Consider the following 22,097-nt stretch of genomic DNA (forward strand, 5'->3'; position numbering starts at 1 on the left):
AGACGTCGTGGGAGGCGGTCGAGCGGGCGGGGCTGGATCCCCGTGCCCTGCGGGGCAGCCGTACCGGTGTCTTCACCGGCGTGATGTACCACGACTACGGCAGCGGACTGGACGACGTACCCGAGGACGTCGAGGCGTTCCTCGGCAACGGCAGCGCGGGCAGCATCGCCTCCGGCCGGGTGTCGTACGCCCTCGGGCTGGAGGGCCCGGCGGTGACGGTGGACACCGCGTGCTCGTCGTCGCTGGTGGCGCTGCATCTGGCGGCACAGGCGCTGCGCAGCGGCGAGTGCACCCTCGCACTCGCCGGCGGGGCGACCGTGATGGCCACCCCGGGGACCTTCGTCGGGTTCAGCCGGCAGCGGGGCCTCGCCGCCGACGGGCGGTGCAAGGCGTTCGCCGACGGCGCGGACGGCACCGGCTGGGGCGAGGGCGTGGGGGTGCTGCTGCTGGAGCGGCTGTCGGACGCACGGCGCAACGGGCATCCGGTGCTCGCCGTGGTCCGTGGCAGCGCCGTCAACCAGGACGGTGCCAGCAACGGCCTGACCGCCCCCAACGGCCCCGCCCAGCAACGCGTCATTCGGCAGGCCCTCGACCACGCGCGCCTCGGGCCGGCGGATGTCGACGCGGTCGAGGGGCACGGCACCGGCACCACGCTCGGCGACCCCATCGAGGCGCAGGCACTGCTCGCCACCTACGGGCAGCGGCCTGAGGACCAACACCCGCTGTGGCTGGGCTCGTTGAAGTCCAACATGGGACACACCCAGGCCGCGGCCGGGGTGGGTGGTGTGATGAAGATGGTGCTGGCGTTGCGGCACGGGGTGTTGCCCCGGACGCTGCATGTGGACCGGCCGTCGCGGCACGTGGACTGGTCGGCGGGCGCGGTGTCGCTGCTGACCGAGCAGGTTCCCTGGCCGGAGACCGGCAGGCCGCGCCGGGCCGGTGTCTCCTCCTTCGGGATCAGCGGCACCAACGCGCACGTGATCCTGGAGCAGCCCGCCCCCGTGGCCATGGGCGCAGGCTCCGACACGTCCGACGTCCCCAACCAGCCCGGCGGACCGGCGCCCGTGCTGCCGTGGGTGCTCTCCGCCAGGACGCCCGCGGCGCTGCGCGAACAGGCTGCGGCGCTGGGGGAGTTGCTCACCGAGCGGCCGGAGACCGCCGCCGCGGACCTGGGGTTCTCGCTCGCCACCACCCGTACCGCCTTCGAGCACCGCGCCGCGGTCGTCGCCGGGGACCGGGCCGGTGCCCTGGCGGCGCTGGCCTCCCTGGCCCGGGGGGAGAGCGCGCCCGGCGCCCTGCGGGGAACCGCGACGGCCGGCGCCAGGACCGCGGTCCTCTTCTCCGGTCAGGGCAGTCAGCGCGCGGGCATGGGGACGGAGCTGTACGCCTCCTTCCCCGTCTACGCACGGGCCTTTGACGAGGTCTGCGCCCACCTCGACCCGCGGCTGGCACGGCCGCTGCGCGAGGTGGTGTTCGCGGCGCCCGAGTCGCCGGACGCCGCGCTGCTGGACCGTACGGAGTACGCGCAGCCGGCCCTGTTCGCCGTCGAGGTCGCGCTGTTCCGGCTGTGGGAGAGCTGGGGCCTGCGGCCGGACGCGGTGGCCGGGCACTCGATCGGCGAGCTCGCGGCGGCCCATGTCGCCGGGGTGTTCGACCTGGCCGACGCGGCCCGGCTGGTGACCGCCCGGGGCGGGGTGATGCAGGCGCTGCCCGGTGGCGGGGCCATGGTGTCCCTCCAGGCCGCCGAGGACGAGGTGCTGCCGCTGCTGGCCGGACGCGAACGAGAGGTGGCCGTCGCGGCGGTGAACGGCCCGGCGTCGGTGGTCGTCTCCGGCACCGAGGGCGCCGTCGCCGACGTCGCCGCGCACTTCGAGGCGCTGGGGCGCAGGACCCGCCGGCTGCGGGTGAGCCACGCCTTCCACTCGCCGCTGATGGATCCGGCCCTGGACGCCTTCCGGCAGGTGGCCCGCGAGGTGACCTACCACGCCCCGCGCATCCCGCTGGTCTCGGACGTCACCGGTGACACCGCGACGGACGAGCAGCTGGCCGACCCCGAGTACTGGGTGCGCCACGCCCGGGAGGCGGTGCGCTTCGCGGACCAGGTGCGCACGCTGGCCGGCCGGGGCGTGACCACCTTCGTCGAGGTGGGGCCGGATGCCGTACTGACCGCCATGGCGCGGGAGAGCCGGAGCGCGGACGCGGTGGCCGTGGCGAGCCTGCGCAGGGACCGGCCGGAGTGCCGGGCGGTGGCTACCGCCCTCGCCGAACTCCACGTCGGCGGCGTGCGCGTGGACTGGCAGGGCGTATTCGCGGACACCGGTGCGCGACGGGTGGAGCTGCCGACGTACGCGTTCCAGCGGGACCGCTACTGGCTGCGGTCCGGCCCGTCTGCCGCGGGCGCCCGCGCCGCCCGGTCCGCCACGCCGAACGCCCCCGCGCCGGTACGGCCGGACGGGGCGCCCGAGGACCGCTTCTGGCGGGCGGTCGCGGACCGCGATCTCGGCGCGCTGGCCACCCTGCTGGACGTGGACTCGGCACGCGAGGAGCCCTCGCTGAAGGCTGTGCTCGCGCTGCTGTCCGACTGGCGCGACGGCCGCGCCGAGGTGCCGGCCGCGGCGGGACCGGGCGACGCCGAACCGGGCGCGGACTGGTTCCACCGTCTCGCCTGGCACCCGCTGACCGACCGTGCCACCGCGCCGGCCCCCACCGGCACCTGGCTGGTCGTCGCCCCGGCCCGCCGCCCGGACGACGCCCTGGTGGCGGCCACGGTCGCGGCGCTGGAGGAGGGCGGCGCCGAGGTGGTCCTGGTCGAGCCGGCGGGGGAGGCGGGCAACGAGGCGGACGACACCGACGGGGACCGCGCCGCGGCCGGCGCTGCCTCGCTCGCGGACCGGCTGCACCGTGCGGCCGGCGGACGGCAGATCGAGGGCGTGCTCTCGCTGCTGGGGCTCGCCGAGGGGGAGGGGCCCGGACACCCCGGCACCGCCCCTGGCCCGGCCCTCACCCTGGAACTGCTGCGCGCCCTCGACGCCGGGGACGTGCCGGGTGGCAGGGCACCGGTCTGGGTGGCCACCCGCGGCGCCGTATCGGTCGGCCGCTCCGACCGGCCGGCCGACCCTGCCCAGGCGCAGACCTGGGGGCTGGGCCGGGCCGCCGCCCGGGAGGCGGCCGACCGCTGGGGCGGTCTGGTCGACCTGCCTGTGGACCTCGACGTGCGGGCCCGGGCCCGGCTGCGTGCGGTACTCGCCGGCGCGATCGGAGGGGACGCGAAGGGAGCGAACAGTGAGGCCGGCGCGCTCACGGAGACCGGAACGGCCGGCGCGAGCCCGGAGAACGAGGTTGCCCTGCGGCCGTCCGGCGCGTACGCCCGGCGTCTCGTGCCGGCCCCGCAGCCGGCCACCGGCCGCGCCCCCGCCTGGACCACGCGCGGTACGGCACTGCTCACCGACGTGACGACGCCCGAGGGCCCGCACCTCGCCCGCTGGCTGGCCCGCGCCGGTGCCGAACACCTGGTGCTGCTGGCACCGCCCGGCACCGACACGCCCGAACAACTCGCCGACGAACTGGCCGAGTTGACAGCCGAGGTCACCGTCGCCCGGTGCGACACCCGCGACCGGGCGGCGCTGGCCGCGCTGCTCGATTCGCTGACCGCGAGCGGCCGGCCGGTGCGTACGGTCGTGCACACGACCGGAACGCCGCACCCGGCCCCGCCGAGCGGCACCCCGCGCGCCGTCCTGGCCGACACCCTGCCGGCCCGGGTCGCGGGCGCCGAGCACCTGGCCGAACTGCTCGACCACGACGCCCTGGACGCCTTTGTCGTCTGCTCCTCCGCCGCCGGTACCTGGGGCGCCGAGGGGCAGGCGGCCGCTGCCGCCGCCGACGCCCACCTCTCGGCCTGGGCCGCCCGCCGCCGGGAGTCGGGGCTGCCGGTGACCGTGGTCGCCTGGGGGCCGTGGGCCGGGAACGACCCCACGGACGGGGCGGCCACGGGCGACGGACTCACCCCGCTGCCCCCGGCCGCGGCCGTCCGCGCGCTGCACCGGATCCTCGACGCGGGCGGCGGCACCGACCGGATCGTGGCGGACGTGGACTGGGAGCGGTACGTCGCCGGCTGCCCCGCCGGCCGCATCAGCCCGCTGTTCCGCGAACTACCGCCGGTACAGGCCGCGTTGGCCGCACACGCCGCACCGTACGGCCGGGACGGGGACGCGCCGGGGCAGGCCACCGGGCCGGGCGACTGGACGCCCGAGGAGCTGCGGCGGCGCCTGGCCGGACTGCCGGCGGACCAGCGGCCGGCCCTGCTGCTGGAGCTGGTCCGGGCCCGCTCCGCCACCGTGCTCGGCCATGCCGACCCGCGGTCCGTCGGCGCCGACGACGACTTCCTCGACATCGGCTTCGCCTCCATGACCGCCGTCGAACTGCGCAACCAACTGGTCGCGGACACCGGAGTGGAGCTGCCGCCGACCCTGATCTACGACTGCCCCACACCGGCAGCCCTCGCCACGTACCTGCTCGAAGAAGTGCAACAGCTGAAGGAGCCCGTTTCATGACCACCTCCGCGACGGCATCCGCGATCCACCGCGCCAACCCCTGGATCCATCGCTACCACCCGGCTCCGGACGGCGCGCTGACCCTGGTCTGCTTCCCGCACGCCGGGGGCTCGGCCACCTTCTACCACCCGGTCTCCCGCGCGCTGTCCCCGCAGGTGGAGGTGGTGGCCGTGCAGTACCCGGGACGTCAGGAGCGGTACGGCGAACCGGCGATCGACAACCTCGCGGAACTCGCCGACCGCGCCCACGAGGCGCTCGCGCCGCTGGCCGGCCGTCCGCTCGCACTGTTCGGCCACAGCATGGGCGCGATCGTCGCCTTCGAGGTGGCCCGGCGGATGGAGCGGGACGCCGGCGCGGGCCCCCTCGCGCTGTTCCTCTCGGGCCGCCGGGCGCCCTCCTGCCGCCGCGGCGACCGGGTCAGCGACGGCGGCGACGCGGCGCTGATACGGGAACTCCGGCTGCTGCGCGGCACCGACCCCGCGATGCTGGACGACCCCGAGATCGTCGAGATGATCCTGCCCGCGCTGCGCGCCGACTACCGGGCGATCGAATCCCACCGCTGCCCGCCCGACGCCGCGGTGCGCTGCCCGGTCACCGTGCTCACCGGTGACGCCGACCCGCACACCACCGTCGAGGAGGCGCGGGCCTGGTCCGGTCACACCACCGGCGGCTGCGACATCGAGATCTTCCCCGGTGGCCACTTCTTCCTCGCGGACCGGTCCGCGGACGTCCTCGCCGCCGTCGCCCGACGACTGCGGACGCTCGCGGCGACGGCATGACGACCGTCGACGGCCCCCGTCCGGCACCCGGAAAGGACTTCATGAGCGAGCGCACCGCGCACCGGCCCCCACCTGCCCCGGACCGCTGGCGGGTCATCTGGCAGGACACCTTCGACGGGGACGCGGGCGCGCCCCCGGACCCGGAGCGCTGGCGGGCCGTCACCGGCAGCCCCTTCGGCGCCGGCGTGGAGGAGCACACCGACGACCCCGGGCACCTGGCGCTCGACGGCGACGGGCACCTGCGCCTGACCGCCACGTACGAGGCCGGGACCGGACCCGACGGCACCGAGGGCCGGTACCGGGCGGCGTGGATCGAGACCCGGCGGGAGGACTTCGTTCCCCGCCCGGGCGGCGCGCTGCGCATCGAGGCCCGGGTCCGCACCGCCCCCGGCAGCGGCCTCGACTGCGCGATGTGGGCCTGGGGCACCCAGCTGCGCCACCGTGGGGACGAGGACCCGGTCCAGGCGTGGTACCGGGCCGGCGAGATCGACGTGTTCGAGGTGCTCGGCTCCGAACCCGACTCCGTCTGGGGCGCGGTGCACTCCCCGGAGTGCCACCAGATCCCCTCCCTCGGCATGGGCGGCCCCACCACCACCGGCGACGGCAGCGCGCTCAGCGACCGGTTCCACACCTACGCGGTCGTCTGGCGGCGGGACCCCGACTCCCTCACCTGGTCCCTCGACGGCCGTGAGTACCTGCGGCTGATACCCGAGGACACCACGCCCCAGGGATGGCTGTTCCACCAGCCCGTCTTCTTCTGCCTGGCCGTCATCATCGGCAGCCCGGGCGGACCCGTGCTGCCGGGCACACCGGACCCGTCCGCGTTCCCGTCCGCGCTGCTCGTCGACCACCTCACCATCTCCGAAGAGACCGAACCGACCGAGGGGACACGGGCGTGAACCAGCCCACCGCACAGGACCTCCATCCGCTGATCACCGCGCTGGTGCACGACGTCCGCCGGGATCCGACGGGCGCGCTGGGCCCCTCCGTCTACGAGACGGCCCGGCTGACCGCGCTGGCCCCCTGGCTCCCGGGCCACGCGGCGCGGATCGCCTTCCTCCTCGACGAGCAGAACCCGGACGGCAGTTGGGCCGGCCCGGACGGCTATGCGCTGGTCCCCACCCTGAGCGCGGTGCAGGCCCTGCTGGCCCTCCTCGGCCGGGACGGCTCCGCGGCGTTGCCCGTCCCGAGGGAGGCCGTCGCCTCCGCCGCCGTACGGGGACTGACCGCCGCGGCCGCGGTACTCGCCAAGAGCGAGCAGTGCGCGGTGCCGCCCACGGTCGTTTACTTCATGATCATTCCGGCCCTGGTGGAGGACATCAACGCACGGTTGGCCGCCCCGCCGCCCGGCCTCCCCGGCACCGCCCTGCGCCCGCTGCCGCTGCCGCACGGCATGACCGACGCCGTACTGCGCAGCCTGCGGACGGACGCCTGGCGCAACCCGCTGGCCGGCCACTACCTGGAGATCGTCGGGCCGGTCGCGGTCAACGCCCGCGAAATGCAGCCCGTCGACGGGGCCGTGGGCTGCTCGGCCGCGGCGACCGCGGCCTGGCTCGGCCCCGACGAACCCACCGACCCGGACCACCCCTCGGTGCGCTTCCTCACCGCCACCCAGGCCCGGCTCGGCGGACCGGTCCCCGCCATGACCTCGCTGACGTACTACGAACGGGCCTGGATCCTGGGCAACCTCGCCACCGCGGGCGCCCCCGTCGAGCTGCTCGCGCCGCTGGCGGAGGGACTGCCGCCCGACGTCGGACGCTCGGGCGCGCCCACCGCACCGGGGTTCGCCTACGAGGCCGAGACCAGCGCCATCGTCCTGACGGCGCTCGCCCACCTGGACGCCCCGGAAGAACCCCACTACCTGTGGCAGTACGACGCGGGCAGCCACTTCATGTCCACCCTCCCGGAACACCAGCCCTCGAACACCACCAACGCCCACGTCCTCGAAGCGCTCGGCGGCTACGCCGAGCAGCACCCCGCCGACGCCGCCCGCTACCGCGACGCGGTCACCCGGATCGCCCGCTGGCTGGGGGAGCGGCAGCAGCCGGACGGCAGCTGGTCGGACAAGTGGCATGCCTCCCCGCTCTTCGCCACCGCGCGCTGCGTCCTCGCCCTGCACCGGCATGCCGGCGCGCAGTCCGCCGAAACGGTGCGGCGGGCCGTCCGCTGGGTGCTGCGCAACCAGCACGACGACGGATCGTGGGGCCACTGGGGCGGCACCGCGGAGGAGACCGCGTACGCGGTGCGGATCCTCCTGGACACCCGGGCCGAGGGGGACCAGGAGGCCGTGCGCGCCGCGCTGCGCGGCCGCGACCACCTCCTGCGGCACGGTCCGGGCGACCGTCATCCGCCCCTGTGGATCGGCAAGGAGCTCTACACCCCCGCCCACATCGTCCGCGCCGCCGTCCTGGGCGCACTGCTGGCCGCACAGCGGCTCGACTGACCGCCGCCGGCGGGCCGGAGGCGGACCGTACGGCCCGCCTCCGGCCCGTCTCACGCGCGGTGCAGACGGACCGGGAGCGTGCGGAGGCCGCGGATGAGCGTGCTGGACCGCCAGCGCAACTCGCCCGGTGCGACGGCCAGTTCCATGCCGGGGAACCGCTGGAGCAGCGCGTCGAAGGCGATCCGGGCCTCCAGCCGGGCCAGCGGCGCGCCCAGGCAGTGGTGGATGCCGTGCCCGAACGCCAGGTGGCCGCCGGTCGCGCGGGAGACGTCCAGGTCGTGCGGCCGGGTGAACCGCCGCGGGTCGCGGTTGGCGGAGGCCAGCGACAGCAGCACGAAGTCCCCGGCGGGGATGTCCACGTCACCGATGCGTACGCACTCCGTGGCGCAGCGGAACGTGGCGTGCTTCAACGGCCCCTCGATTCGCAGGAATTCCTCCACCGCGGTGGGCAGCAGCGACCGGTCGGCGAGCAGCTTCTCCCACTGGTCGCGGTCCGCCATCAGATGGAACACCCCGTTGCCCAGGGTGTTGACGGTGGTCTCGTGGCCGGCGACCAGCAGCAGAAACGTCATCGACAGCAGCTCGGTCTCGCTCAGCCGGTCCTCGTCGTCGCGGGCGGCCACCAGCGTGGACAGCACATCGCCGGACGGTGCGCGGCGCTTGCGCTCGATGAGGTCGCGCAGATAGCCGGTCAGTTCGGCCGATGCGGCGGCGGCCGCTTCCGAGGTGCCACCGGCGACCAGCGCCCTGGACCAGGTACTGAAGGCTGCCTCCTCCCCGGGCGGTATCCCCAGCAGCAGGCAGATCACCGCGATCGGCAGCGGAAACGCGAAGCGGTCCAGGAGGTCCACGACGCCCTCGTCGGGCAGACCGTCCAGCAGTTGATGGGTGAGGCGCTCGATGTCGGGGCGGAACCGCTCGACGGCGCGGGTGGTGAACACGCTGTTGACGAGCCGGCGGAGCCTGGTGTGGTCCGGTGGGTCGCTGTGCAGCATGTGCGTGGCGAGGGAGGCGGAGAAGGCGCCGCGCTTGTCGCTGTCCGGTGCGTTCTGCGCGAAGAGCGGGTCCGTCCTGCGCAGATCGGTGCTGAGCCGGGGGTCCGTGAGCGCCGCGCGCACCGCGTCGTAGCCGGTCACGACCCACACCGGCAGGCCGCCGCAGACCGGGAGGTCCGGCGGGAGGACGACCTGGTGGGCCGGGCCGTCGCCGTGCAGTTCGGCGTAGAGGGAATGCGGGTCCTGCATGAAGGCGGCGTCGAGCTGCCGGAGGCGTGAGCGGACCGGGTTCTCTGACATGTGGCACTTCCTCCACGGAAAGAATGTGGCCGCCCCACCGGGGCAAAGGAACGGTGGGGCGGCCGGCGGCAGCCGCTGGGCCGGGGGAACCCGGCGACTGCTGGCTCGTGGTGACCTGCGGTCAGGTGCCCGGGGCGACTTCCTCCTTGGCGGGCGCGGCCGGCGCCTTGGCCGGAGCCGGCGTCCGCAGGTCGACCTTGATCAGGACCGCCGCGACGACCGCGGTGACCAGCAGGATCCCGCCGGCCCACAGGCTCGCCACCGCGTAGCCGTGCACGGTCGCCTCCGCGGTGGCCGCGGCTCCGGGCGCCCGGGAGGCCAGGGCGGTGGCCGTCACGCTCGTCGCGATGGTGTTGAGCAGCGCCGTCCCGATGGAGCCGCCGATCTGCTGCGAGGTGCTGACGAACGCCGAGACGACACCGACGTCGGCGGGCGGCACCTTGTTCGTCGCGATGTTGACGCACGGCGTCATCACCAGGCCCAGTCCGGCGCCGAGCAGGATCTGGGTGGGCAGCAGCGTCGACGCGTACGGGCTCTCCGGGGTCAGCCGGCCGAGGTTGAACAGTCCGGCCGCGGCCAGCAGCAGGCCCGGCGCCACCAGCAGCCGCACCGGCACCCGCGGCATGAGCCGGGCGGTGACCTGGGTCGTGGTGAGCACCGTCGCCAGGGTCGCCGGGAGCAGCGCCAGCCCGGCACGGGCCGGTGAGTAGTGCATGACCACCTGGAGCTGGTAGGTCATGATCAGGAACAGCCCGAACATGCCGACCATGGCCAGCGCGATGGTGAGGAAGCCGCCGGCGCGGTTGCGTTCGGCCAGCACCCGCAGCGGCAGCAGGGGATCGCGGACCTTGGCCTGGAGCGCCACGAAGGCGGTCAGCAGCACCAGCGCGGCCACCAGCAGGCCGACCACCCGGCCCGAGCCCCAGCCCTCGTCCGCGGCCTCGCTGAAGCCGTAGACCAGCGCCACCATGCCGCCGCTGGAGAGCACCGCGCCGGGGACGTCGATCCGCACGCCCCGCTGGGCCGGCAGACCGGGCAGCAGCAGCCAGGCGCCGACGGCCACCAGGACCCCGATGGGGACGTTGACGTACAGGCACCAGCGCCAGTCGAGGTACTGGGTGATCACGCCGCCGCAGAGCAGACCCAGCGCTCCGCCGGCCGCGGCCACCGAGCTGAAGACGCCGAACGCCTTGGCGCGCTCCCGGGGCTCGGTGAACGTCGTGGTGAGCATCGCGAGGGTCGCGGGGATCAGGAGCGCGGCGAAGAGTCCCTGTGCGGCGCGGGAGCCGACCAGGATCGCGGCGGTCGGCGCGGCGCCGCCGGCCGCGGAGGCGGCGGTGAATCCGGCGACCGCGATGACGAAGGCCCGCTTGCGCCCGATGAGGTCGCCGATCCGGCCGCCCAGGAGCAGCAGTCCGCCGAAGGCGAGGGTGTAGGCGGTGATCACCCATTGCCGGTCCGCGTCCGACATGCCCGTGGCCCGCTGCGCCCAGGGAAGGGCGATGTTCACGATCGTGGTGTCCAGCATGACCATCAGCTGGGCGATCCCGATCACCGCCAGGCCCCACCACCGGAAGCGCGCCTGCCTCGTGGTCGAGGCCGCGGTCGCTTGCGTCATGTCGCTCCTCTTTCGTCTTTCCGCGCTCGTTGACGCAGGCCGGCGCGGCACCGGACTGCGGTAGCAGCAGTAAAACCCAATTGCTTAACCGAGTCAAGATGTAAACCTGGTCACCTCCTTGACTCGGTAAGCCTCGTGTTAGGGTGCAGGGGTGGAAGAGCGAGACGAGCCGATGGGGCTCAGGGAGCGCAAGAAACAGCGGACGCGGCAGGCGATCTCCGACGCCGCGATCTCACTGTTCCTCCAGCACGGGTTCGACCAGGTCTCGGTCGTGGACGTGGCGGCGGCGGCCGAGGTGTCCAAGCCGACGCTGTTCAAGTACTTCCCGACCAAGGAAGACCTGGTGGTGCACCGCTTCGCCGACCACGAGACGGTGGCGGGCACCATCGTGCGCGAGCGCCGCTCCGGCGTCTCACCGCTCGCCGCCCTGCACCAGCACTTCGTCGACGGGCTGGCCCGCCGCGACCCCATCACGGGCCTGAACGACGAGCAGGAGGTCCTCGACTTCCACGGTCTGGTGTACTCCACGCCCAGCCTGCTCACCCGCGTGGTGCAGTACCAGAGCCGCGCCGAGGAAGCGCTGGCGCAGGCGCTGGCCGAGGCACTGGACGCCGGGCCCGCCGACGTCACGCCCCGGCTGCTGGCCGGTCAGGTCGTCGCCGCCCAGCGCATCCTGGCCGCGGCCAACTGGCAGCGGATCGTCGACGGCGCCACGGCGGACGGCAGTTACCCGCAGGCGGTCGCCGACGCCGACCATGCCTTCGCGCTGCTGGAGTGGGGACTCGCCGGCCCCTCGGCAGCCCGCACCGCCTGAGGCCGCACGCCACACGAGCACGTCACGCAAGCGCGTCACATACACGTCACGCAAGCGCGTCACATAAAGGAGCACGCCCCGGGGCCGGGGCGTGCTCCTTTCGCCTGTCGCGTCAGCCGGCCAGCGGCTCCGGCAGCGGGTGCGCGTGCAGCACGTCGAGGCGGGACACCGCACGCGTCACGGCCACGTACAACCGGTGCAGACCGCGCGGCTCGGCCGCCACGATGGCCGACGGCTCCACGACGATCACGTGGTCGTACTCCAGGCCCTTGACGACCTTCGCCGGCAGGACCGCGAGCCGCGCCGCCGTACCGACGTCCTCGGAGGTGGCGACCTCCAGGCCCGCCGCCCGCAGCGCCTCGGCCGTCCGCTCCGCCTCGGCGTCCGCGGTGATCACCGCGATGGCCCCCTCCTGCGTCAGCGCCTGCCGCGCGGCCTCGACCGTCGCGGACAGCGTGTCCGGTACCCGGCGGACCGACAACTCGCCGTCCTGGCGCAGGGACCGGGCCGGCGGCACGTCCACGTCGAGCGCGCCCAGCAGCCGGTTGGCCAGGGACATCACGGCGGCCGGCACCCGGAAGCCGGTGGTGAGCTCGGTGACCGTCCCCTGGGTCTTGCCCAGATGCGCCAGCTGCTCGGCCCAGGAGCGCGCCGCCCACGGAGCGGTGGCCTGTGCCAGGTCACCCAGTACGGTGAGCGAACCGAAGCCGCTGCGGCGGGCGATCGCCCGGCACTGCATGGGGGAGAGGTCCTGGGCCTCGTCGACGACCACATGGCCGAAGCTGCCGGGCCGCTCGATCAGGCCGGCTACCTCGTCGATCAACAGCATGTCCTGGACGGACCACTTGGCGCTCTTGACCGATCGCGGCGGCCTGTCCCACACCAGCGCCGCCTGCTCGTCCGCGTCCAGCAGCCCGTCCGCCGCCCGGGCCAGCGCCTCGGCATCGCCCAGCAGACCGGCGACCACCTCCTCCGCCCGGACCGTGGGCCACACGGCGTCCAGGAAGGCCGCGACCGGGCGGCAGCGGCCGATCTTCCGCTGCCAGGTCATGTTCTTGGGGCCCGCCCGGCGCTCGGCCTGCTCCTGCACCAGCGACACCGCCCGCGAGCGGACGTGTTCGCGCCCCACCGCGTACGGCGGCGCCTGCTCGCGGACCTCCTCGACGATGCGGCTCAACTCGTCGCCGTACACCCGCCAGCGGTAGGAGCCGTCCGGGACGGTGATGCCGTCGGGGACCGCGGTGACCCTGCTGTACAGGGCGCGCTCCAGTACGGCCGCCATCCGGTGGCTCTGCTTGACGGCCGCCGCCAGTTCGCCGTCGACGGCCTGCACCGGATGGCGGGCCACCACGTCCTCCACCGTGCACTGCGCGATGTCGATCTCGCCGAGCGCCGGGAGCACCTGGGCGATGTAGCGCAGGAACGTCTGGTTGGGGCCGATGATCAGCAGACCGCTGCGCTGCAGCCGCTGCGGGTAGGTGTACAGCAGGTAGGCCGCACGGTGCAGACCGACCGCGGTCTTTCCGCTGCCCGGTGCCCCCTGGATGCACACCGAATCGGCCAGTTCGCGGCGCACCAGGTCGTCCTGCTCCGGCTGGATGGTGGCGGCGATGTCGCGCATCGGGCCGGTGCGCGGGCGCTCGATCTCGGCCGCGACGATCCGGCTCGCCCCGGCCGGCACGTCCTCCTGCCGGTCGAGGTGCTCGTCCTCCATGCCCGTCAGGTCCTTCGGCTCGCCGCTGCTCAGCGGTGCCCAGCCGAAGCGCCGGCGGACCGCGACGCCCTGCGGTTCCAGGGCGCTCGCCTGATAGAAGGTGCGCGAGACCGGCGCCCGCCAGTCGACGACCAGCGGCGGCGCGGCCGGGTGCTCCGAGACCCGGCGGCGCCCGATGTAGTAGCGCTGCCGGCGGTGGTCCCCGGTCTCCGGCGCGTCGTCGAAGTCCAGCCGGCCGAAGAAGAGCGGGCTGTCCGGCTCCTGCGCCATGTCCCGTGCGCGGGTGCGCAGATACCGGCCCAGCGCCTCCGCGCTCGCGCCGTCGCCCGAGACGTCCTGCCCCTCGGTGACCTGCAGGCCCGCGTCCTCCACCTGCCGGGTCATCGCGCTCCGGCACAGGGCGACGTACCGCCGCTCCTCGGCGAGTTCGTCGTCCAGCCCGGTGGCATCGCCGGCGCGGGAGTCCGGGGTGTACGCGTCCTGGGCGTATGACGTCATCGATCGCGACCTTTCCGCAGTGACCGCCTTGCTGTGCTGCGTCTGCGTCGTCCGTACGCCGTACGGAGCCGGCGGCGGTTGACCCGCACAGCATAACTGAACCGGGTTAAGAGACTTACCGGGTTGCCCCTACGGAGGTGTGGTCCCGGGGGCGGACCGCGCCGTCGCGTCCGCCCTGCGGAGACGGGCCCGGAGCCGCCCTCCCGGTGCCCCGCGGGCGCCGGGCCAACACCCCTGCGCCGCCACGCAGATAGGGGCTGTAGGGGTTTTGGGGCGCTCTTTCCGCGGGCTAGCCTGCGGAAAGCGACACACAGGTTTTGCGAGTCCGACTATTCGGGGTGGGTGGATGGGCAAGGCAATGGAGCGCGCATGCGACGACGCACGGCACAGCGGAGTGGTGATCGTCAGCAGTCTCGCTTCCGACGCCCACACCTGGAACCTCGTCTATCTTCAACTGCTGCTGGAAGAGCACGGTTTCGAGGTGGTGAATCTCGGTGCCTGCGTACCCGATGAACTGCTCGTCGCCGAATGCCTGGACCGCGCCCCGGACATGGTGGTCATCAGCAGCGTGAACGGGCACGGATATCAGGACGGCCTGCGCGTCATCGCCCAACTGCGCCGGCGCCCGCCGCTCGCCCGGACCCGCATGGTGATCGGCGGGAAGCTCGGGATATCCGGAGCGCGGGACGGTCTGCGCGCGGACCGGCTGCTGGACGCCGGATTTGACGCGGTGTTCCCCGACGGGCCCGACGCCGTACCGGAATTCGAGCGCTATCTGAGTCATGTCTTCGAACGAGTCGCGTCATGACCGTCGAATTCCGTGTTCCGTCGCACACGGCGGAAGACGGGACGGCCGGTAATTCCACCGGCTTCGGCGAGTTCGTACGCCACCGGGCCGCATCCGGCGAACTCGTCGTCCAACCGCGCATGGGATTCAGCGATCCCGCGCGGATGCGGGCCGGACTGCTGGCCACCCGGCGCGCCGCGGCCACCACCGTGGGCACCCTCACCGTCGACAGCTACACCCGCGTCGGCGACCTGGCGGCGGCCCGCGACGCCCTGCGCGCGGGCATCGCGCTCAACGGCTACCCCCTCGCGACGCACCCACGGGAGACCACCGCGCAGGTCCTCGCGGGCATCGCGGCCGACGACTTCCCCGTACAGGTCCGGCACGGCTCGGCTGATCCCGGCCACATCTTCACCGCCCTGACCGCCGCCGGGCTCTCGGCGACCGAGGGCGGACCGGTCTCCTACTGCCTGCCCTACGGCCGCACGCCGCTGGAGAAGTCCGTCGACAGCTGGGCGCGGTGCTGCGAGGACTTCGCCGAACCGCGGCGGCCGGGCGTACGGCCGCACCTGGAGACCTTCGGCGGCTGCATGCTCGGGCAGCTGTGCCCGCCCGGCCAGCTGGTGGCGCTCAGCGTCCTGGAGGCGCTGTTCTTCCACCGCCACGGCGTGCGCAGCATTTCGGTGAGCTACGCCCAGCAGAGCCACCCCGGCCAGGACCGGGAGGCGGTCCGGGCGCTGCGCGTCCTGTGCGCGCGGCTGCTGCCCGACGCGGACGTGCACATCGTGGTCTACGCCTACATGGGTCTGTTCCCGCAGACCGCGGACGGCGCCCGGGCGCTGCTCGGCGAGGCCACGCGGCTGGCCCGGGCCACCGGAGCCGAACGGCTCATCGTCAAGACCGAGGCCGAGGCCGACCGCATCCCCACGGTCGCCGAGAACGTCGCCGCGCTGGAACACGCGGCCCGCACCGCCCGCCGCCACCGCGCGGAGGCCCCGGCCGGCGCCGACGACGACTCCCAGGTGCACGCCGAGGCGTACGCCCTCATCGACGCGGTGCTCAACGCCGCGCCGGACATCGGCCGGGCCCTGGTGCAGGCGTTCAAGCGCGGGCTGCTGGACATCCCCTACTGCCTCCACCCGGACAACGCCGGCCGCAGCCGGAGCTATCTGGACCGCGACGGCCGGCTGCGCTGGGCCGACGTCGGTTCGCTCCCGCTGGCCCCGCTGGTCGGGGCCGGCCGCAGCCGGCCGGTCACCTCCGGCGAGCTGATGAGTGCCCTGTCCTATGTGCGCCGCACCTTCGACGGCGACCCGTACGGCGAGCTGCGCGGGCGCCCGCGCGGAAAGGCGGTCGAAGACCGATGAGAGCACTCGTGCTGGCCGGCGGGACCGGGACCAGACTGCGTCCGCTCACCCACACCTCGGCCAAGCAGATGGTGCCGGTGGCCAACAAGCCCGTGCTGTTCTACGGCCTGGAATCGATCGCCCGTGCCGGGATCATCGACGTCGGCATCGTCGTCGGCGACACCGCGGCGGAGATCCGCGCGGCGGTCGGGGACGGATCGAGATTCGGCCTGAAGGTCACCTACATCCCGCAGCACGCGCCGCTCGGCCTGGCCCACGCGGTGCTGGTCGCCCGGGACTTCCTGGGGGAGGAGGACTTCCTCATGTACCTCGGCGACAACTTCATCTGCGGCGGGATCACCGGACTCGTGGCGGACTTCCAGGTCAAACGGCCCGACGCACACATCCTGCTGACCCGGGTGGCCGACCCCGGCGCCTTCGGCGTGGCCGAGCTCGGCCCGGACGGGCGGGTCGTGGGGCTGGAGGAGAAGCCGGAGCAGCCGCGCAGCGACCTCGCCATGGTCGGCGTCTACCTGTTCACCCCGGCCGTCCACGAAGCGGTGCGGGCCATCGAGCCCTCCCGGCGGGGCGAGCTGGAGATCACCCACGCCCTGCAATGGCTGATCGACGCCGGGCGGCGGGTGGACTCCACCCTCATCGAGGACTACTGGAAGGACACCGGTAGCGTGGTGGACATGCTGGAGGTCAACCGCACCGTCCTGGAGAGCGCCGAACCCAGGCTGGACGGGCTGGTCGACGAGCACAGCGAGATCATCGGCCGGGTCGTGGTCGAGGCCGGGTCCCAGATCCGCGGCTCACGCATCGTCGGCCCGGTCGTGATCGGCGCGGACAGCCGGATCACCGGCTCCTACGTCGGTCCGTTCACCTCCATCGGCGAGCGCTGCCGGCTCGACGACTGCGAGGTCGAGTACTCCGTCGTCCTGCCGGAGACCCGCATCACCGGAGTGCGCCGCATCGCCGCCTCGCTGATCGGACGCAATGTGGAGGTCAGCCCGGCCGCGCCCGGCCCCCGCACCCACCGCCTCGTCCTCGGCGACCACAGCACCGTGCAGATCGCGTCATGAACATCCTGGTCACGGGAGGCGCCGGATTCATCGGCTCGCACTACGTCCGGACGCTGCTGGGCACGCCCGGTGCCGCGGACTGCGGCCGGCTGACGGTGCTGGACAAGCTCACCTACGCCGGCAACACCGCCAACCTCGCCACCGTGTGGGACGACCCGCGGTTCACCTTCGTGCGCGGCGACGTCTGTGACGCCGGGCTGGTCGACAAGCTCGTCGCGGACCACGACACCGTGGTGCACTTCGCCGCGGAGTCACACGTCGACCGCTCCATCGCCGGCGCGTCCGACTTCATCATGTCCAACGTCGTCGGCACCCAGACCCTGCTGGACGCGGCGCTGCACCATCAGGACTCCTTCGGCACCTTCGTCCTCATATCGACCGACGAGGTCTACGGCTCCATCGACACCGGTTCCTGGACCGAGAGCCACCCCGTCGCCCCCAACTCCCCGTACGCCGCGGCCAAGGCGTCCAGCGACCTGATCACGCTGGCCTACGGGCGCACCCACGGCCTCGACGTACGGGTCACGCGGTGCTCCAACAACTTCGGCCACCACCACTTCCCCGAGAAGCTCATCCCGCTGTTCGTCACCAACCTCCTGGACGGCAAGCAGGTCCCGCTGTACGGCGACGGCCTGCACATCCGCGACTGGCTGCACATCGACGACCATGTGCAGGGCATCGAGCTGGTGCGCACCAAGGGCCGCCCCGGCGAGGTCTACAACATCGGCGGCGGCACGGAGCTGTCCAACACGGCCCTGACCGGGCGCCTGCTGGAGGCGTGCGGCGCGGGCTGGGAGCGGGTCGACCACGTCGCGGACCGCAAGGGCCACGACCGGCGCTACTCGGTGGACTGGACGAAGATCCGCACCGAGCTGGGGTACGCGCCGCACCGCGACTTCGACTCCGCCCTGGCGGAGACCATCGACTGGTACCGCACGCACCGCGAGTGGTGGGAGCCGCTCAAGCGCCGCGCGGGACTGTGAGCCGGGCGGTACGGCCAGGGACGGCGAACCACCCGCGCCGTTCCGGGGCCGCGCCGCCCACCGACACCGAAGGAGCCGGCCCGCCGCGCGGACCGGCTCCTTCCGGTGCACCCACCCCGGTGGCTGTCCGGTGCGGAAGGCTGCGGCTCAGCTCCCGCTGCCGGTCAGGGCCCGCCGGTCCAGCTTCCCGTTCGGCGTCCGCGGCAGCTCGTCCACCGGCACACACTCCACCGGCACCATGTACGCGGGCAGCGCCTCGGCCACATGCCGGCGCAGCTCCGCCGCGTCCGGTGGCGCGTCCGCCCGCTCGGCCACCACGTACGCGACCAGCTGCTTGTCGCCGAGCCGCGAGTCCTGGGCCAGCACCGCCGCCTGCCGCACCGCGGGGTGGCCGACCAGCCGCGCCTCCACCTCGCCCGGCTCGACCCTGAAGCCGCGGATCTTGACCTGGTCGTCGGCGCGCCCCACGTACTCCAGCACCCCGTCCGCCCGCCGCCGGGCCAGATCGCCGGTGCGGTACATCCGCTCCCCGCCCGGACCGGCGAAGGGATCGGCGACGAACCGTTCAGCGGTCAGCGCCGGGCGGCTGACATAGCCGTGGGCCAGCCCGGCGCCCGCCACGTACAGCTCGCCCAGCGCCCCGTTCGCCGCGGGTTTGAGGTCGTCGTCCAGGACGTAGGCCCGCTTGCCGGCGAGGGGCACGCCGATCGGCAGGGCGGTGCCCGACAGGTCCCCGGCGACGACCGCGTGGTGGGTGGTGAAGCCCATGCTCTCGGCCGGGCCGTAGCCGTTGCCGAGACGCAGCGCCGGGTGGTCCCGGCGGGCCTTGGCGACGTGCGGGACGGACGCCGGCTCGCCGCCGGTGATCGCGTAGCGCACCCCCTCGAACGCCTCCGGCACCTCGTCCACCAGGAAGTTGAACAGGCTCGCCGAGAGCTGGAGCATGGTCACCCCGTGCCGCGCCACCAGCTCGCCGATCTCCAGCGGGTCCGGGTTCTGGCCGGACTGGAGCACACAGCGCGCGCCGAACAGCAGGGCACCGAACAGCTCCAGGCCGAAGGCGTCCCAGGACACCGGGGAGCACTGGAGGAAGACCTCGTCGGGCCCGAACCCCGCGTAGTCCTGCCCGAGATACGTGCCGGTCAGGGCGCGGTGCGGGGACATCACACCCTTGGGCCGGCCGGTGGAGCCGGAGGTGAACATCACGCACGCGACGTCCTCCGGGCCGACCCCGGTGGCCAGGTTCCCGGCGGGGGCGTCGGACGCCGCCTCGTCCTCGACGTACAGGGTGGTCGTGCCCGTCAGCCGGCCGCTCAGCGGCCGCGAGGTGACGAGCAGCGGCGCGCCGGTGTCCTCCAGGGACAGGGCCAGCCGTTCCACCGGGAACTGCGGGTCGAGCATGGTGTAGCCGCCGCCCGCCTTGAGCACCGCCAGCAGCGCCACCACCATGTCGAAGCCGCGCTCCAGATGGACGCCGACCAGCGTGCCCGGTGCGACGCCGAGCCCCACCAGCCGGTGCGCGAGACGGTTGGCCCGCTCGTTGAGCGCGCCGTAGGTCAGCTCGTCGGCTTCGTGGAGCAGGGCGACGGCGTCGGGAGCCCGCGCGGCCTGCGCCTCGAACAGCTCGTGCACGCACGCCCCGGCGGGCGCCCGCTCCACGGCGGGCCCGGTGGGCCGCAGGTCGGTCCAGTGGTGCTCGATGTGCGCCAGGCAGCCCTCCCGGCTGTCGGTGCCGTGGCGCACCGACCAGCCGGCGGGTACGGCGATGCCGGCGGGCCACAGGCTGTGGCGGCCCAGGGCGTCCGTGAGGACCACATGGCCGCCGTCGTACTCCTCGAACGGATTGCTCACGAGGGCTCCCTCGTCGTCGGGTCCGGCCGCCGCTCGGCGGCCGGCTGCGGCCACAGGTCCTCCGGGGCCAGTTCGGCCGCCGCGTACTTTCCCAACGCGCTGACCAGAAGGCGCAGTTCGAGCTCCAGGCAGGCGGTCAGCCGGATCAGCCCGCGGTCCGGGTCCTCGTCGGCGGCCAGCAGCGCGGCCCGGCCCAGACCGGCCGCGCGGGCGCCCAGGGCCAGGCTCCTGGCCACCCGGCCGCCCTCCCACATCCGCCCGCTGACCAGCAGCGGGTGCGGCCCCGCAGCGATCCGGCGCAGGCACTCGCCCAGCGGCAGCCCGACGCCGTCGAGGAACGCGTGCGGTGCCCAGCCGGAGCCGCCCTCGGCGCCGTCGACGGTCACCGCGTCGGCACCGGCCTGCCACGCCACCGCCGCGGCCCGGTCCACGTCCCGGCCCGGGAAGAGCTTCACCCACACCCGGACCCGCGGATAGTTGCTGCGCATGAAGCGGATCTGCTGGCGCAGGATCTCCTCGGTGACGGTGCCCGGCGCACTGCAGCGCAGCACGTCGCCCTTCTCGCCGAGGGTGTCCTGCACCCGGTAGCGATCGGCCAGCCGGTCCGCCTCCGCCGCGTCCACCAGGGTCATCCCGCCCAGGCCCGGTTTGGCGCCCTGGCCGACCTTGAGCTCGAAGGCCAGCCGCCCGGACGCCAGCAGCGGCTGGACGTGCGGGTCGCTGTGCACCAGGTTCCACACCTCGGCGTCGGCGTCCTCGGTGCTCTGCTGCACGGCGATGCCGCCGACGCCGTCGGGCAGTTCGTCGGCGTACGCGCGGATGCGGCGCAGCAGGCCGGCGGCGTTCCCGCCGCCGTCGGACGCGGTGCCGGGCCGTCCGTAGCCGCTGACGGGCAGCACGTTCTCCCCGATGACCAGGGGCAGACCGAGGCTGCCCGCCTGCCGGCCGACGGCGGTGCCGAGGCCGTCGCCGGCGGCGCGGGTCGAGCCGAACGCCGAGACGTACAGCGGCAGCGGGGCCTGGAAGCCGCCGATGTCGGTGGTCAGGTCGACATCGGAGTGCTGGGGCTCGCGGCCCAGCTCGATGAGCTTCTCCAGCCGCCGCGGCATGAACACCGGCGGCACCAGGCGCCCGGTCTCCAGCAGCTCACCGGGCGTGCCGTACGGGGCGCCCGCCTCGGGTGCGCCGGGGGCCGCGCCGAGCAGCGTGTGCCCGTAGCCGGAGAGCGGCGGGAAGGCCGCGGCGGTGCCCGAACGTGCCCGCTCGCGCACCGCTGCCTCGGGGAACCCCGGGGCAGACAGCCCGCTGCCGCCGGTCACAACGACACCACGCCGGGGATCTTCGGGAACGCGGTGGCCTCCCAGACCGCGTCCAGGCCGCACACGTAGCGGGTCAGGCGCTCGATGCCGATGCCGAACCCGGCACTGGCCGGAATGCCCTCCCGGGCCACCTCCAGGAAGTGCTGGTACTTGCCGGGGTTCTCGCCGGTCTCCCGCATCCGCGTGACGATCCGCGCGTGGTCGAACTCCCGCTCCGCACCGCTGATCAGCTCGCCGAACCCCTCGGCCGCCAGCAGGTCGAAGTTCCGCAGGGTGCCGGGCACTTCGGGGTCCTCGCGGTCGTAGAAACCGCGCGAGCCCTTCGGGTAGCTGGTGACGAAGAACGGGCGGGTGGCCTTGCGGGACAGCATCGCCTCGCCCTCCCAGTCGATCTCCGCGTCCGGGTTCTGCTCGTGTCCCAGGACGGCCAGCTCGGCGACCGCCGTGGCGTGGGTGAGGCGGTCGAATGGCTGGGCGAGCAGGTCGGCGAAGGCGTCCGGGTCCCGGCCGAGCACGTCGAGGTCCGCGGGCAGCTGCTCGGTGACCGAACGCACCGCGGCACGGACGAGGTCCTCGGCGACGCCCATCGCGTCCTGCGCGCCGGCGCCCGCGATCTCCACGTCGAACTGGTGGAATTCGGCGAGGTGCCGTTGGGTCGAGCAGGTCTCCGGCGGCTCCAGACGGACGTTGGGCGCCACGCAGAAGATCTTGTCGAAGGACAGCAGCGCAGCCTGCTTGTACATGATCGCGCTGGTCATCAGCTTGTAGCGGTGCCCGTAGTAGTCGACGTCGACCTGCTTGGCGCCGCGCCCGCCGGGGTCGGTGGCCGGGCCGATGACGGGCGGCAGCAGCTCGACGAAGCCGAGCGCGCGCAGATGGTCGCGGGCCGCGGAGACGATCTGCTGCTGGATGCGCAGAACGGCGCGGGTGCGGGGGCTGTCGAGGTGCTTCCGGGGTGAGGGCGGCAGCTGGCTCATGTGCCTTTACTCCGTGGGGTGCTGACGGGGCCGGGGGC

At 73.9% G+C, this 22,097-nt stretch carries 15 protein-coding genes; 9 read left to right on the forward strand and 6 right to left on the reverse strand.

Features of this window, described 5'->3' with window-relative positions; genetic code table 11:
* The 4 genes from OO62_RS32020 to OO62_RS32035 form a co-directional block, all read left to right on the forward strand.
* A partial coding sequence (locus OO62_RS32020) for a type I polyketide synthase (protein ID WP_157850181.1) occupies positions 1-4,550 on the forward strand: 4,550 nt, incomplete at its 5' end.
* The gene (locus tag OO62_RS32025) at positions 4,547-5,329 is read left to right on the forward strand and encodes a thioesterase II family protein (RefSeq protein ID WP_051733792.1); all 783 of its coding nucleotides are present in this window, start codon (positions 4,547-4,549) and stop codon (positions 5,327-5,329) included. The genes OO62_RS32020 and OO62_RS32025, both read left to right, overlap by 4 nt.
* Before the next feature lie 41 nt (positions 5,330-5,370).
* Positions 5,371-6,228: a glycoside hydrolase family 16 protein gene (locus OO62_RS32030; RefSeq protein WP_157850182.1), complete on the forward strand. Its 858-nt coding sequence runs from the start codon at positions 5,371-5,373 to the stop codon at positions 6,226-6,228.
* Entirely contained in the window at positions 6,225-7,772 is a 1,548-nt protein-coding gene (locus OO62_RS32035; RefSeq protein ID WP_033271180.1) for a prenyltransferase/squalene oxidase repeat-containing protein, read from the forward strand. The genes OO62_RS32030 and OO62_RS32035 overlap by 4 nt, the downstream gene beginning before the upstream one ends.
* A 50-nt stretch (positions 7,773-7,822) precedes the next feature.
* Here the strand turns inward: OO62_RS32035 and OO62_RS32040 are convergent, their stop codons facing one another.
* The gene (locus tag OO62_RS32040) at positions 7,823-9,067 is read right to left on the reverse strand and encodes a cytochrome P450 family protein (protein WP_033271181.1); all 1,245 of its coding nucleotides are present in this window, start codon (positions 9,065-9,067) and stop codon (positions 7,823-7,825) included.
* Between the two features lie 121 nt (positions 9,068-9,188).
* On the reverse strand, positions 9,189-10,685 hold the full coding sequence (locus tag OO62_RS32045; protein ID WP_033271182.1) for a DHA2 family efflux MFS transporter permease subunit: 1,497 nt from the start codon (positions 10,683-10,685) through the stop codon (positions 9,189-9,191).
* A gap of 172 nt (positions 10,686-10,857) precedes the next feature.
* On the opposite strand from OO62_RS32045, the gene OO62_RS32050 reads away from it, so the two are divergent.
* Positions 10,858-11,499: a TetR/AcrR family transcriptional regulator gene (locus tag OO62_RS32050; protein WP_033271183.1), complete on the forward strand. Its 642-nt coding sequence runs from the start codon at positions 10,858-10,860 to the stop codon at positions 11,497-11,499.
* Positions 11,500-11,611: 112 nt separating this feature from the next.
* Here the strand turns inward: OO62_RS32050 and OO62_RS32055 are convergent, their stop codons facing one another.
* The gene (locus tag OO62_RS32055; protein ID WP_106974928.1) at positions 11,612-13,597 is read right to left on the reverse strand and encodes a HelD family protein; all 1,986 of its coding nucleotides are present in this window, start codon (positions 13,595-13,597) and stop codon (positions 11,612-11,614) included.
* A gap of 460 nt (positions 13,598-14,057) precedes the next feature.
* Between OO62_RS32055 and OO62_RS32060 the strand changes: the two genes are divergently transcribed.
* Genes OO62_RS32060 through rfbB form a run of 4 tightly spaced genes read left to right on the forward strand, consistent with a single transcriptional unit; the run spans position 14,058 to position 17,912 of the window.
* Complete coding sequence (locus tag OO62_RS32060) at positions 14,058-14,519, forward strand: cobalamin B12-binding domain-containing protein (protein WP_228332402.1); 462 nt, start codon at positions 14,058-14,060, stop codon at positions 14,517-14,519.
* Positions 14,516-15,865 (forward strand): methylaspartate mutase, encoded by a 1,350-nt coding sequence (locus OO62_RS32065; protein ID WP_078617469.1) that lies wholly within the window; start codon positions 14,516-14,518, stop codon positions 15,863-15,865. Before OO62_RS32060 ends, OO62_RS32065 begins: the two co-directional genes overlap by 4 nt.
* Entirely contained in the window at positions 15,862-16,929 is a 1,068-nt protein-coding gene (locus tag OO62_RS32070; protein WP_033271185.1) for a glucose-1-phosphate thymidylyltransferase, read from the forward strand. The genes OO62_RS32065 and OO62_RS32070 overlap by 4 nt, the downstream gene beginning before the upstream one ends.
* Positions 16,926-17,912: a dTDP-glucose 4,6-dehydratase gene (gene rfbB / locus OO62_RS32075; RefSeq protein ID WP_033271186.1), complete on the forward strand. Its 987-nt coding sequence runs from the start codon at positions 16,926-16,928 to the stop codon at positions 17,910-17,912. The genes OO62_RS32070 and rfbB overlap by 4 nt, the downstream gene beginning before the upstream one ends.
* Positions 17,913-18,059: 147 nt before the next feature.
* Here the strand turns inward: rfbB and OO62_RS32080 are convergent, their stop codons facing one another.
* From OO62_RS32080 to OO62_RS32090, 3 genes are read right to left on the reverse strand one after another with little or no spacing between them, the layout of a single operon-like run.
* Positions 18,060-19,763, reverse strand: a complete 1,704-nt coding sequence (locus tag OO62_RS32080) for an amino acid adenylation domain-containing protein (protein WP_228332401.1) — start codon at positions 19,761-19,763, stop codon at positions 18,060-18,062.
* Entirely contained in the window at positions 19,760-21,082 is a 1,323-nt protein-coding gene (locus OO62_RS32085) for a glutamate synthase-related protein (RefSeq protein WP_051733794.1), read from the reverse strand. The genes OO62_RS32080 and OO62_RS32085 overlap by 4 nt, the downstream gene beginning before the upstream one ends.
* Complete coding sequence (locus OO62_RS32090) at positions 21,079-22,059, reverse strand: asparagine synthetase A (protein ID WP_033271187.1); 981 nt, start codon at positions 22,057-22,059, stop codon at positions 21,079-21,081. The genes OO62_RS32085 and OO62_RS32090 overlap by 4 nt, the downstream gene beginning before the upstream one ends.
* Between the last annotated feature and the right edge of the window lie 38 nt (positions 22,060-22,097).

Source organism: Streptomyces lydicus, assembly GCF_000717345.1.
Lineage (GTDB): Bacteria > Actinomycetota > Actinomycetes > Streptomycetales > Streptomycetaceae > Streptomyces > Streptomyces lydicus.

What these genes read in the sequence shown, in the direction of transcription:
- OO62_RS32025 (WP_051733792.1), top strand. Translation starts at nt 4,547, where the DNA reads ATGACCACCTCCGCGACGGCATCCGCGATCCACCGCGCCAACCCCTGG.
- OO62_RS32030 (WP_157850182.1), top strand. Translation starts at nt 5,371, where the DNA reads ATGAGCGAGCGCACCGCGCACCGGCCCCCACCTGCCCCGGACCGCTGG.
- OO62_RS32040 (WP_033271181.1), bottom strand. Translation starts at nt 9,067, where the DNA reads ATGTCAGAGAACCCGGTCCGCTCACGCCTCCGGCAGCTCGACGCCGCC.
- OO62_RS32045 (WP_033271182.1), bottom strand. Translation starts at nt 10,685, where the DNA reads ATGACGCAAGCGACCGCGGCCTCGACCACGAGGCAGGCGCGCTTCCGG.
- OO62_RS32050 (WP_033271183.1), top strand. Translation starts at nt 10,858, where the DNA reads ATGGGGCTCAGGGAGCGCAAGAAACAGCGGACGCGGCAGGCGATCTCC.
- OO62_RS32055 (WP_106974928.1), bottom strand. Translation starts at nt 13,597, where the DNA reads ATGACCCGGCAGGTGGAGGACGCGGGCCTGCAGGTCACCGAGGGGCAG.
- OO62_RS32060 (WP_228332402.1), top strand. Translation starts at nt 14,058, where the DNA reads ATGGGCAAGGCAATGGAGCGCGCATGCGACGACGCACGGCACAGCGGA.
- OO62_RS32065 (WP_078617469.1), top strand. Translation starts at nt 14,516, where the DNA reads ATGACCGTCGAATTCCGTGTTCCGTCGCACACGGCGGAAGACGGGACG.
- OO62_RS32070 (WP_033271185.1), top strand. Translation starts at nt 15,862, where the DNA reads ATGAGAGCACTCGTGCTGGCCGGCGGGACCGGGACCAGACTGCGTCCG.
- rfbB (WP_033271186.1), top strand. Translation starts at nt 16,926, where the DNA reads ATGAACATCCTGGTCACGGGAGGCGCCGGATTCATCGGCTCGCACTAC.
- OO62_RS32090 (WP_033271187.1), bottom strand. Translation starts at nt 22,059, where the DNA reads ATGAGCCAGCTGCCGCCCTCACCCCGGAAGCACCTCGACAGCCCCCGC.